The sequence below is a fragment of the Leclercia sp. UBA5076 genome (assembly GCF_002416465.1).
GTDB lineage: Bacteria > Pseudomonadota > Gammaproteobacteria > Enterobacterales > Enterobacteriaceae > Enterobacter.
Genome location: NZ_DIAO01000013.1, coordinates 21,499 through 33,358, shown reverse-complemented (window position 1 = coordinate 33,358; position 11,860 = coordinate 21,499). Strand labels below are relative to the sequence as shown.

Here is an 11,860-nt window from a genome sequence, read left to right as displayed (position 1 = left end):
AGCTTCCTGCAGGCGCTCGATGAGCAAGGGCAACTGCTAAAAATCACGGAACAGGTTGATGCGGAGCCGGATCTGGCCGCGGCAGCCAACGCCACCGGGCGCATTGGCGATGGCGCACCTGCGCTCTGGTTTGACAACATCCGCGGCTTTACCGACGCCCGCGTGACGATGAACACTATCGGATCCTGGCAAAACCACGCCATCTCGCTGGGGCTGCCGCCGAATACGCCAGTGAAAAAGCAGATCGACGAGTTTATTCGCCGCTGGGATAACTTCCCGGTTGCGCCGGAGCGTCGCGCCAACCCGGCCTGGGCAGAGAACACGGTGGATGGCGACGCGATCAATCTGTTCGATATTCTGCCGCTGTTCCGCCTGAACGACGGTGACGGTGGTTTCTACCTGGATAAAGCCTGTGTGGTCTCCCGCGATCCGCTCGACCCGGATCACTTCGGCAAGCAGAACGTCGGCATCTACCGCATGGAGGTGAAGGGCAAACGCAAGCTGGGTCTGCAGCCGGTGCCGATGCATGACATCGCCCTGCACCTGCATAAAGCGGAAGAGCGCGGGCAGGATCTGCCGATTGCGATCACCCTGGGCAATGACCCGATCATCACCCTGATGGGGGCGACGCCGCTCAAGTACGATCAATCAGAATATGAGATGGCGGGTGCGTTGCGCGAAAGTCCCTATCCGATCGCCACCGCGCCGCTGACCGGTTTTGACGTGCCCTGGGGTTCGGAAGTGATCCTCGAAGGGGTGATTGAAGGCCGCAAACGCGAAATCGAAGGGCCGTTCGGGGAGTTCACCGGGCACTACTCCGGTGGCCGTAACATGACCGTGGTACGCATCGATAAAGTCTCTTACCGCACAAAACCGATTTTTGAGTCGCTCTATCTCGGGATGCCGTGGACCGAAATCGACTACCTGATGGGCCCGGCAACCTGCGTGCCGCTCTACCAGCAGCTGAAAGCTGAATTCCCGGAAGTGCAGGCGGTGAACGCGATGTACACCCACGGCCTGCTGGCAATTATCTCCACTAAAAAACGTTACGGCGGTTTTGCCCGCGCCGTGGGGCTGCGGGCGATGACCACGCCGCATGGCCTGGGCTACGTGAAGATGGTGATCATGGTGGACGAGGATGTCGATCCATTCAACCTGCCGCAGGTGATGTGGGCCCTGTCGTCGAAGGTGAACGCCGCGGGGGATCTGGTGCAGCTGCCGAACATGTCGGTGCTGGAGCTGGATCCGGGTTCAAGTCCGGCGGGGATCACCGACAAACTGATTATCGACGCCACCACACCGGTTGCACCCGATATGCGTGGACACTACAGCCAGCCGGTACAGGATCTGCCTGAAACCAAAGCCTGGGCTGAAAAACTGACCGCGATGCTGGCCGCACGTAAATAAGGAGGGGAAAATGATTTGTCCACGTTGTGCCGATGAACATATTGAGGTGATGGCGACGTCGCCGGTTAAAGATGTCTGGACGGTGTATCAGTGCCAGCACTGTCTGTATACCTGGCGCGATACCGAGCCGCTGCGCCGCACCAGCCGCGAGCACTATCCCGAAGCGTTTCGCATGACGCAGAAAGATATCGACGATGCCCCGCAGGTGCCGACCATTCCTCCGTTGCTGGCGGAAGATAAGCGCGGATAAAAAAGCCGGGTGGCGGCTACGCCTTACCCGGCCTACTATCCAGCGTCTTTTGTAGGCCCGGTAAGCGATAACGCCACCGGGCGTAAAAACCGCATGAAATCTCCGTAGGCCCGGTAAGCGATAGCGCCACCGGGCGATACAGACCGCAGAGCTTTACACCAGATTTTTCAACCGATAAATCCACTCCAGCGCCTGACGTGGTGTCAGAGAATCCGGGTCGAGGTTCTCCAGTGCTTCCAGCGCCGGGGAGGTCTCTTCGGCAGGGACCAGCAGAGACATCTGGGTGCCATCTACCTGGGTAGCCGCCGCGTTTGGCGCCAGGCTTTCCAGTTCGCGCAGCTTCTGACGGGCCCGCTTGATCACCTCTTTCGGCACGCCCGCCAGCGCCGCCACGGCCAGACCGTAGCTTTTGCTCGCCGCGCCATCCTGTACGCTGTGCATAAAGGCGATAGTATCCCCGTGCTCCAGCGCATCCAGATGCACGTTCGCCACGCCCTCCATCTTCTCCGGCAGTTGCGTCAGCTCGAAGTAGTGGGTGGCAAACAGGGTCAGGGCTTTGATCTTATTGGCCAGGCTTTCGGCACAGGCCCACGCCAGCGAGAGCCCGTCGTAGGTGGAGGTGCCGCGACCAATCTCATCCATCAGCACCAGGCTGTACTCCGTGGCGTTGTGCAGGATATTTGCCGTTTCGGTCATCTCGACCATAAAGGTGGAGCGACCGCTCGCCAGATCGTCCGCCGCGCCCACGCGGGTAAAGATACGGTCGATAGGGCCAATCTCCACCTTTTGCGCCGGAACGTAGCTGCCGATGTAGGCCAGCAGCGCAATCAGTGCCGTCTGGCGCATATAGGTACTTTTACCGCCCATGTTTGGCCCGGTAATAATCAGCATCCGGCGCTGCGGCGACAGGTTCAGCGGGTTGGCGATAAACGGTTCGTTCAGTACCTGTTCCACCACCGGGTGGCGCCCTTCGGTAATGCGCACGCCTGGCTTATCGGTGAAGGTTGGGCAGCAGTAGTTCAGCGTCTCGGCACGTTCCGCCAGGTTGACCAGTACATCCAGCTCGGCCAGCGCCGTGGCGCTCTGCTGCAAATCCGCAAGGTGCGGCATCAGGATGTCGAACAGGGCGTCATAGAGCTGTTTTTCCAGCGCCAGCGCTTTGCCTTTTGAGGTAAGCACTTTGTCTTCGTACTCTTTCAGCTCCGGAATAATGTAGCGCTCGGCGTTTTTCAGCGTCTGGCGGCGCACGTAGTGAATAGGAGCCAGGTGGCTCTGTCCACGGCTGATCTGAATAAAGTAGCCGTGCACTGCGTTGTAACCCACTTTCAGGGTGTCCAGCCCAAGGCGCTCACGCTCGCGGATCTCCAGCTTATCCAGATAGTCCGTCGCACCATCGGCCAGCGAGCGCCACTCGTCCAGCTCTTCGTTGTACCCCGGGGCAATCACGCCGCCGTCACGCACCAGAACCGGCGGGGCATCGATAATGGCCTTTTCCAGCAGTTCACGCAGTTCGCTAAATTCGCCCATCGCCTCGCGCAGCTTTTGCACCGGGGCGCTGTCGATCTCCGCCAACTGGATGCGCAGTTCAGGCAGTTGCTGGAAGGCATGGCGCATGCGGGCTAAATCGCGCGGGCGTGCGGTGCGCAGCGCCAGTCGTGCCAGAATACGTTCCAGATCGCCCACCTGACGCAATACCGGCTGAAGGTCGCTATACCGATCCTGCAGGGCGCCAATGGTCTGCTGGCGCGCGGTGAGCGTGGCAATATCGCGGACCGGCATATGCAGCCAGCGTTTCAGCATACGGCTGCCCATCGGGGTGACGGTGCTGTCGAGCACCGAGGCGAGGGTGTTCTCCACACCACCGGCTAAATTCTGGGTGATCTCCAGATTGCGGCGGGTGGCGGCATCCATAATGATGCTGTCCTGCTGGCGTTCAATCGTAATGGAGCGGATATGCGGCAGGGCGGTGCGCTGGGTATCTTTTACGTACTGCAGCAGACAGCCCGCGGCGCACAGGCCGCGCGGCGCGTTTTCTACGCCAAAGCCGGTCAGATCGCGAGTGCCAAATTGCAGATTGAGCTGTTGACGCGCGGTGTCGATTTCAAACTCCCACAGCGGACGGCGACGCAGGCCGCGACGCCCCTCAAGCAGCCCCATCTCGGCGAGATCTTCGGCATAGAGCAGCTCCGCAGGATTGGTGCGTTGCAGTTCGGCCGCCATGGTTTCGCGGTCGGCCGGTTCGCTCAGGCGAAAACGCCCGGAGCTGATATCCAGCGTGGCGTAACCGAAACCTTTGCTATCCTGCCAGATGGCGGCAAGGAGGTTATCCTGGCGCTCCTGTAACAGCGCTTCATCGCTGATGGTGCCCGGAGTGACGATACGCACTACTTTGCGCTCAACCGGGCCTTTCGAGGTGGCCGGATCGCCAATCTGTTCGCAGATGGCGACCGATTCACCCTGGTTAACCAGCTTCGCCAGGTAGTTCTCTACCGCATGATGTGGAATACCGGCCATCGGGATGGGTTCACCTGCCGAGGCGCCACGTTTGGTCAGGGAGATGTCGAGCAGCTGCGAGGCGCGTTTCGCATCGTCATAAAACAGCTCGTAAAAGTCGCCCATCCGGTAAAAGAGCAGGATCTCGGGATGCTGAGCTTTCAGCTTGAGGTACTGCTGCATCATGGGGGTGTGGGCGTCGAAATTGTCAGTAGTGGTCATGGAGTGATGATGTCCATTTCTTTGAAAACAGTGCTGTTCAGGCGACGTTAGGGTCGTGTATTGCCGCTATTGTCGCATGAAAAAATGGCCCGGCGCAGCAAAATGTCACTACCTTAACTCGTCTCTTCATTGACCAGTTCAATCACCAGTTTTCCCTGTTCCACCAGCACCCGCACCCGGGAATGGGTTTTAAAACCAGCCTCTTCCAGCCAGTCGCCTTTTAAACTCAGCGCGGCGTGTACGCTGTAGCGTGTTGGGATCTTGGTCTTGCGATCCTCATGGCGCTTTCTGAAATACCCCACGGTGAGCTGGCGGCTGGGTCTGGAAATGCTGATATCTGACATAGAAACTCCTTTTTCTCAGGCAAGGATCAGGTGATAAAAACACCTGTATAAAATGCCAGTAAAATGAACCTGAGACAAACGCAGAACTGCGAAGCGTCTTCAGAAAACGAAATGTAAAATATGAAATCGGGCTTAATATCCAGCCTGAAAAGGGTATTATAAATACAACTTATTATTAGGTATTAGACTATGGCAGGAAAACGGATCGCGCGCGAAAAAGAGACCATCCGCAAGATGATCGCGCTCTATGAAAAGCAGTGCCCGCAGGCATCTAAAGAGGCGGGACACTACGCAGCGCTGAATGCGTATGCCGACAAGCGCCTGGATAAATGCGTGTTTGGTGAAGAGAAACCGGCCTGCAAGCAGTGCCCGGTCCATTGCTACCAGCCCGCTAAGCGTGAAGAGATGAAGCAGGTCATGCGTTGGGCGGGGCCGCGCATGCTCTGGCGTCACCCGATTCTGACGATTCGCCATCTGATTGACGATCGCCGCCCGGTGCCCGAGCTGCCGGAAAAGTACCGCCCGAAAAAGTAACCATTCAGGTGCGCGGCCTGCGCATCGGGCGACAGATTGCCACATTAACGGCGAGATAAGATGGTCCACAATCGACCATCATTAAATCGACTGAATGCATTTTTCTTGCTGATATATCAGGTCTGGAAAGAGTTAATATCCATCACTGGCCTTTCCCCGGCAATACAATTCTGAAAACTGAAATTAATAATTCCTGAATGAAGAGGTTTAGGTAAATCTAGCGATAAATTTTTATCGCTTTATCTTTTAGTTCTGCACTACATTCAATCCAGGACTTTGGACCGATACTTACACGTTTAACACCAGATTTACTGTAAGCCTGAAGGTCCGGTATACTACTTAAATCCATTATGTTTACTGGTAAATCGACTGCCGAACAAACTTGTTTTATTAAATAATGGTCTGTGGTGCCAGGAATAAAGAATCCATTTGCACCAGCCTCACGATATGCACGTCCTCTGTGGATGACGGCTTCTAGTAAATTGGTATGTTTGTTCTGGTCACCTTCTTGCAAGAAAATATCTGTTCTGGCATTAATGAAAACATTAACCCCCATTTTATCTGCTGTTTTTCTCAGGGCTGTTATTCTTTCAGATTGTTCGTCTATCCCGAATATACCACCCTGAGCGATATTTTGGTCCTCAAAGTTAACGCCTGCGACTCCGACATCAATCAACGCAGAGAAGTTTTCACAAACCTCTTTTAATTCCTTAGCGTATCCGCTTTCGAAGTCGACAGTGACTGGAAGGTTTACCGCTTTAACAATATTTTTTACAATTACAAGTAACTCATCAAAAGGTATGGATTGCCCGTCAGGGTATCCCTGCGCCTCCGCAACGGACCAGCTGCTGGTCGCAATCGCCTCTGCGCCATTAGTGGCAAGAATTTTGGCCGTACCGGCGTCCCAGATATTGTAGAGAAAAAGAGGGCGATCCTTTTTGTGCAATAGATGAAATGATTCGATGTGCTTATTCATAGTGCCTCTCAGTTATTGGATATTCTGCGTTCATGTTCGATTAACCATTTCTTACGCCACAGCCCACCACCATATCCTGTTAATGTTCCGTCTGCGCCAATTACTCTATGGCATGGGATTAAAATGGAGATTTGATTTGCTCCATTAGCTCGGGCAACTGCCCGACAAGCCGTGGTATTGCCTATCTCTTTAGCAATATCTGAATAACTTCTTAATTCGCCCATAGGAATTTTTCTCAGCGCATCCCAGACTCCTCTTGTAAATCTTGTGCCAAATTCTGCTAAGGGTGTATTAAAATGGAAAATTCTACCCTCGAAGTATAAGTTAAGCTCTTTCTCAACGAGATCGATGGGGGCTTCGCGGCCCATAACAATTTCGGCGTTGGTGATTTTTTTAAGTTTTTCCATTTCGCCTGGCAGCGCATTTCTGTCGAGAAATTCCAGTAAATAAAGAGAGTATTTATCCGCAATGGCGATCATTGTTCCGATAGGGGTCTCTATCCAGTCTGCTTTAAGGTAAAATCTATTATGAGCATTTTTGGGAGAAACACCGATATGCCGCGATATTGCATTACGAAATCCGCTTCCTGAATCATAATTGGCTGTTAATTGTGCATCGATTACTTTTGATCCGTCAGTCAGAGACTCCACACTTTTCCCAATCCTTCTCTGCCGGGCAATTTCTAAAAAAGTAATGCCAAACTGACGTCTGAATGCCCGCCTGACTGTCGACGGATCGAATCCCATTTCTGCAATGGCACCTTCGGACCACTTTTTATCAGTGTTACTTTCCAGCTCATCCAGTAGCTTGTCGATCATAGGCTCACGAGTTAGTCCGATAGCCATCGGCCTACAGCGTTTGCAAGGTCTGAACCCGGCTTCCAGCGCTGAACCTATAGATGAATAAAAGGTTGAATTTTCTTTTTTGGGTTTTCTGGCAGGACAGGTCAGCTTGCAGAAGATACCTGTGCTTTTGACCCCCACATATGCAAAGCCTTCATAGGAAGGATCCCGTTCAATCAATGCCTTATAAAGAACGTCATCTGAAGGAATATCGAATAGCATCATGATGCCTCGTTTGGGTGGTGTTCCAATAATGTTAATGGAATGCTGGGGAGGGGAGCGACTAAAAACGGGCATCTATTTGTTCAAAGAGTAAAACAGAGTTTTTGTTTAAATATGAGTTTTTGGATAGTTTATTCACATAAAATTTAAATTTTAAACGGATATAAATACCAAAAAAATCGTATTTGATTTTTTTATAAGCATGCAATTCTGTGATGATAATCACCAGATATATTTTTATCTTATTGAATTGCAATGTTTTTTTGGATTGTGTTTTGTTGTAATCATAGTGTGAATACAATCGAGACTGCATCAAGAATCTGGTTTTCATTAAACCGAGTAGCATTCAATGTTGTCCTTCGATTTATTCGGGCATCTGGCGAATGGGTGTCTTATGTAGAAGATGAGCAGATGATGCGCCGGGCAGGGCCGCGCATGCTGTGGCGTCAGCCGATTAGCCTCGCGGCCTGCGCATCGGGCGACAGATTGCCACCATAGCAATTGCACTGCACAGCGGGAATACCGCCAACACCAGCCACGGAACGATCGCCCCGGTGGATGGCGTCAGCGCCCGATCGAGCAGATCGCCGAGCAGTAAATTTCCCGCCAGCACTGCACAGCCCCCAGCGGTAGCCAGTGCGCCATAGTGCGCACCCAGGGTCGATTCGCTGGCAAACCATGGCACCACATCTTTTCCTGCCGGTACCAGCAGCATCTGCCCGGTGGTCAGCAGGGTGACAAAACAGGCCGCAGGCAGCAGCCGCAGTAACCCCGTGCCCGGCGGCGAAGAGGCAAACAGCGCGACGCTCAGAAACGCGGCGGCGATAAGCAGAAAACCCACCGGCAGGACCCGCACCGCGCCCACCCGACGGGCAAAACGCGCCAGCGGAAGCTGAAAGAGGATCACCAGCCCCGAGGCCAGCATAAACAGCGGGCCAAGATCTTTCTCGCTGCCGCCAGCACGCTGGATCTCCACCGGAAGCGCCAGATAGAGCTGGTTATAGCTCAACAGCCAGCTGCTCCAGGCGATGATAAACGCCACGAACCGCGGCTGGCGAAAGGTGATCCACCAGGGGGTGATATGCAGCGGCTGGTTTTTTGCTGAGCCTGAAGGTAAACAGAAGAACAGCACTATCAGCGCCACCACGAAGACCGCGGCCCCGGCCAGCGCCACCTGACGAAAACCCAGGCCGGTGAGCAGGGCACCCGCGACCGGGCCCAGGACGGCCCCCAACTCGCCACATACCGCAAAGAGGGCGAACCACTCGGCGCGGCTGCGTTTTCCCTGCGCCTCGCTGCGGGTTCCGGCTTTAGCCAGTAAGGCTTCGATGGAGGGGGAGAAGAGCGCGCCCCCGATCCCGGTGAGGCACGCCCCGGCAATAATGACCGGCAGGCTGTAACCAAAGGCCAGCAGCAGATAGCCCACCACCCGTACAACGCAGCCGCAAAGAATAATGATGCGCGCGCCGTAGCGGTCGGAGAGAGCGCCGCCAACGATAAACATCCCCTGCTGGGAGAAGGTCCGCAGCCCGAGCACCAGCCCGATAACGCCGCCGGAGAGCAGCATATCGTCGCGTAAAAAAATCGCCAGGAAGGGGACGACGGCATAAAAACCAATATTGAAAACAAACTGGCTGCCCAGTAAGACGGGCGGCCAGAGTTGCGTCGCGGGGCGAATGGATAGCACCTGTTATTTTGCCTCAGACGAGGAAGTGAATATGTTTTTTGCCATGATCGGGGGAGAGCTCAATGCGGGTTTTCACCCGGAATATCTCCCACAGCAGCTCTTCGGTCAGGATCGCCTGCGGCGTACCGCTGGCGACAACTCGCCCTTTTTGCATCACGATCAGCGCATCACAGAACATAGAGGCGTGGTTAAGATCGTGAATGGCGACGATGCTGGTGACCGGCAGCTGGCTAATCAACTGCATCAATTGCATCTGATGGTGAATATCCAGGTGGTTAGTGGGTTCATCCAGCAGGATCTCGGTTGGCATTTGCGCCAGCGCCCGGGCGATGTGCACCCGCTGGCGCTCGCCGCCGGAGAGGCTCAGCCAGCCCTGCTCGCTATGATGCAGCATATCCACCGTCTTCAGCGCCTGGTTTACCGTTTCGTCATCCTGCGCCGTCCAGCCGGAGAAAGGGGAGTGGTGCGGAATACGCCCCAGCTTCACCACATCCCGCACGCGCATGTTGGCGTCGGTCATGCCATGCTGTTCCACAAAGGCTACCCGCCGGGCGAGCTGCTTTTTCGGGATGCCACTGATGCTTTTGCCATCCAGCGCGACGGTGCCGCTATGGGGGCGACGTAACCCGGCCAGGATCCGCAGCAGCGAGGATTTGCCGGAGCCGTTTGGCCCCAGCAGGCCGACGGTCTGCCCCTGGGATACTGCCAGCGAGACATTGTCGACGATGACCTTTTTACCCACCTTCCAGGTGATATTTTCAGCAGTGATGCTCATCACTTATTCCTTGAACGGTAGATAATCACAGCAAAGAACGGGACGCCCACCAGCGCGGTAACGACGCCCACCGGCAGGCTTTGCGGAGCGATCAGCAGGCGTGAGGCGATATCCGCCAGCACCATCAGGATGGCACCCGCCAGCGCGCTGGCGATAAGCAGCGTGCGGTGCAGCGGACCAAAGAAGAAGCGCATCATGTGTGGCACCACCAGGCCGACAAAGCCGATGGAACCCGCCATGCTGACGATGGTGGCGGTCATCAGTGCGGTAACGATGAACAGGATCAGCCGCACCCAAGGGACGGCGATCCCCAGCGAGGCGGCGGCATCATCGCCAAAGGTGAAGGCGTCGAGCGCCCGGGCGTACCAGAGGCAGACAGCCAGACCGACCAGCACCGCGACCAGCACCATCTGGAACTCGGGCCATCTCACGCCGCTAAAGCTGCCCAGCAGCCAGAACATCACGTCGCGCGCCTGCTGGGCGCTGGCCGAGGTGCTGACGGTCCAGGCGGTGATGGCGTTAAACAGTTGCGAGGCGGCAACCCCGGCAAGGATGGTGCGTTCACTGCCGCCGCGGGCACCGTTCGTCAGCAGGGCCACAAACGCGAAGGCGGTAAACGCGCCGGCGAAGGCCCCGGCGGAAAGCGTCACGGTACCGCTGCCAATGCCCAGCACGACCACGGAGACCGCCCCGGTTGACGCCCCTGCGGAGACCCCCAGGACGTAGGGTTCGGCGAGGGCGTTTTTCAGCAGGCTTTGCAGCACCGCGCCGCAGATAGCCAGACCCGCACCGCAGCAGGCCGCCACCAGCGCCCGGCTCAGGCGAAAGTCCCAGATCACGCTCTCATAGATGCGATTGAGCGGCACCTCGGTTAAGCCCATTTTATTGGTAATGGCGTAGAACACGCTCTGCAGGGGGATCGACAACTCCCCCACGCTGACGCCAAAAGCGATAACCAGCAGCAGCGCGACCACCGCCAGGAAACCCGAAGCTGGCAACAGCCAGCTCAGGCGGGTCTGTTGTACTACCGCGGTCATTAATTCAGTTCCATTTTTCTGAGCTGTTCACCAATCTGCTCCGCGCCGTAAAGGGTGCGGATGGTCGGGTTCATCGCCTGGCCGTCCATCACCACGATGTGGCCTTTTTTCACCGCGTCGAGCTGGCTGACGGCGGGATCGCTTTTCAGGAATTTGATTTTTTCCTCGGCGTTATCCAGCGCCCAGCGGTTGCGGTCGAGGCTGGAGACCACGATCACGTCCGGGTTGGCCGCGATAATGCTTTCCCAGCCGACGGTCGGCCATTCCGTTTCAGAGGTGATGGCGTTGTGGCCACCCAGCACGTTAGCAATAAAGCCGGAGGCGCTGTTTTTACCGCCGACGTAGGCGTCAGAAGAGGGGGAGGAGCTGGAGAACCAGAAGACAAATGAGAGGTCTTTCTTGTTTTTGCTGAACTCAGCCCGCAGGTCGGCTTCACGCTTTTTGAAATCGGCAATCAACGCCTGGCCGCGATCTTCGACGTTAAAGATTTTGGCGAAATCTTCAATCTCTTTATACAGGAAGGTCATATCCCAGAGCTTCTGGCGGCTGCCGTACATATCGCCGATATCTTTTTTGGTGGCGCACATGCCCGGCGACATGTAGCTGTTGACGCCGACGGTGGCCAGATCTTCGCGTTTGGCGACTTTACTCTCTGGCCCCAGTAGCAGCGGCAGCTGGGCCGGAACGAAGTCCGGGTTTTGCGCAAGGATAGACTCCAGCGTCGGGATCTCAACGGTCAGCAATTTAACTTTTTCATTCTTTTCAGCGAGTTCAGGCAGCACTTTGGTCGGCCAGAAGGCGCTGGCGGCAACCTTATCCTGCAGGCCCAGCAGTAAGAGAATTTCTACGGTGTTCTGGCCCAGTGCCACCACGCGCTCTGGCGCTTTGGTGAAGGTCTCTTTATAGCCGCAGTTCTCGATCGTCAGAGGGTAGGTGGTTGCAAAAGCAGAACCGGCTGTCGCGATCAGCAAGCCTAATGCACTGATGATCTTTTTCATGAAACGCTATCCTTCATTAATTTATTGATGACAGCCCGGGAGCATGGCTGAGAATGAATATCATTTATTATGG

Annotated in this window: 11 protein-coding genes; 3 read left to right on the top strand and 8 right to left on the bottom strand. The window is 55.5% G+C overall.

Translation table 11 applies throughout. The features are described from left to right. Window positions 1-6: 6 nt before the first annotated feature. Window positions 7-1,407: a non-oxidative hydroxyarylic acid decarboxylases subunit C gene (locus tag B3X29_RS12780; protein ID WP_236560471.1), complete on the top strand. Its 1,401-nt coding sequence runs from the start codon at window positions 7-9 to the stop codon at window positions 1,405-1,407. Window positions 1,408-1,417: 10 nt separating this feature from the next. Beyond that, a complete protein-coding gene (locus tag B3X29_RS12775; RefSeq protein ID WP_114316919.1) occupies window positions 1,418-1,657 on the top strand; it encodes a non-oxidative hydroxyarylic acid decarboxylases subunit D in 240 nt (79 codons plus the stop codon). A gap of 153 nt (window positions 1,658-1,810) precedes the next feature. Here B3X29_RS12775 and mutS read toward each other — a convergent pair whose 3' ends face one another. Together mutS and B3X29_RS12765 are read right to left on the bottom strand one after the other, a co-directional pair. After that, complete coding sequence (mutS, locus tag B3X29_RS12770) at window positions 1,811-4,372, bottom strand: DNA mismatch repair protein MutS (protein ID WP_159339790.1); 2,562 nt, start codon at window positions 4,370-4,372, stop codon at window positions 1,811-1,813. A gap of 113 nt (window positions 4,373-4,485) precedes the next feature. Then, window positions 4,486-4,716 carry a SymE family type I addiction module toxin gene (locus tag B3X29_RS12765; protein ID WP_159339789.1) on the bottom strand — a complete coding sequence of 77 codons (231 nt, stop codon included), beginning with the start codon at window positions 4,714-4,716 and terminating at the stop codon, window positions 4,486-4,488. Between the two features lie 189 nt (window positions 4,717-4,905). On the opposite strand from B3X29_RS12765, the gene B3X29_RS12760 reads away from it, so the two are divergent. Then, window positions 4,906-5,250 (top strand): nitrous oxide-stimulated promoter family protein, encoded by a 345-nt coding sequence (locus B3X29_RS12760; protein WP_103822686.1) that lies wholly within the window; start codon window positions 4,906-4,908, stop codon window positions 5,248-5,250. Window positions 5,251-5,467: 217 nt separating this feature from the next. On the opposite strand, the gene B3X29_RS12755 is transcribed toward B3X29_RS12760, so the two are convergent. The 6 genes from B3X29_RS12755 to B3X29_RS12730 form a co-directional block, all read right to left on the bottom strand. Beyond that, a complete protein-coding gene (locus B3X29_RS12755; protein ID WP_159339788.1) occupies window positions 5,468-6,226 on the bottom strand; it encodes an isocitrate lyase/PEP mutase family protein in 759 nt (252 codons plus the stop codon). An 8-nt stretch (window positions 6,227-6,234) separates the two neighbouring features. Beyond that, on the bottom strand, window positions 6,235-7,293 hold the full coding sequence (locus B3X29_RS12750) for a bifunctional transcriptional activator/DNA repair enzyme AdaA (RefSeq protein WP_236560466.1): 1,059 nt from the start codon (window positions 7,291-7,293) through the stop codon (window positions 6,235-6,237). Window positions 7,294-7,744: 451 nt separating this feature from the next. Continuing rightward, the gene (locus tag B3X29_RS12745) at window positions 7,745-8,977 is read right to left on the bottom strand and encodes an MDR family MFS transporter (protein WP_159339787.1); all 1,233 of its coding nucleotides are present in this window, start codon (window positions 8,975-8,977) and stop codon (window positions 7,745-7,747) included. A gap of 13 nt (window positions 8,978-8,990) precedes the next feature. Beyond that, entirely contained in the window at window positions 8,991-9,752 is a 762-nt protein-coding gene (locus B3X29_RS12740; RefSeq protein ID WP_103180900.1) for an ABC transporter ATP-binding protein, read from the bottom strand. After that, window positions 9,752-10,789: a FecCD family ABC transporter permease gene (locus B3X29_RS12735; protein ID WP_156655155.1), complete on the bottom strand. Its 1,038-nt coding sequence runs from the start codon at window positions 10,787-10,789 to the stop codon at window positions 9,752-9,754. The genes B3X29_RS12740 and B3X29_RS12735 overlap by 1 nt, the downstream gene beginning before the upstream one ends. Beyond that, window positions 10,789-11,787 carry an ABC transporter substrate-binding protein gene (locus tag B3X29_RS12730; protein ID WP_103180898.1) on the bottom strand — a complete coding sequence of 333 codons (999 nt, stop codon included), beginning with the start codon at window positions 11,785-11,787 and terminating at the stop codon, window positions 10,789-10,791. The genes B3X29_RS12735 and B3X29_RS12730 overlap by 1 nt, the downstream gene beginning before the upstream one ends. Window positions 11,788-11,860: the final 73 nt, after the last annotated feature.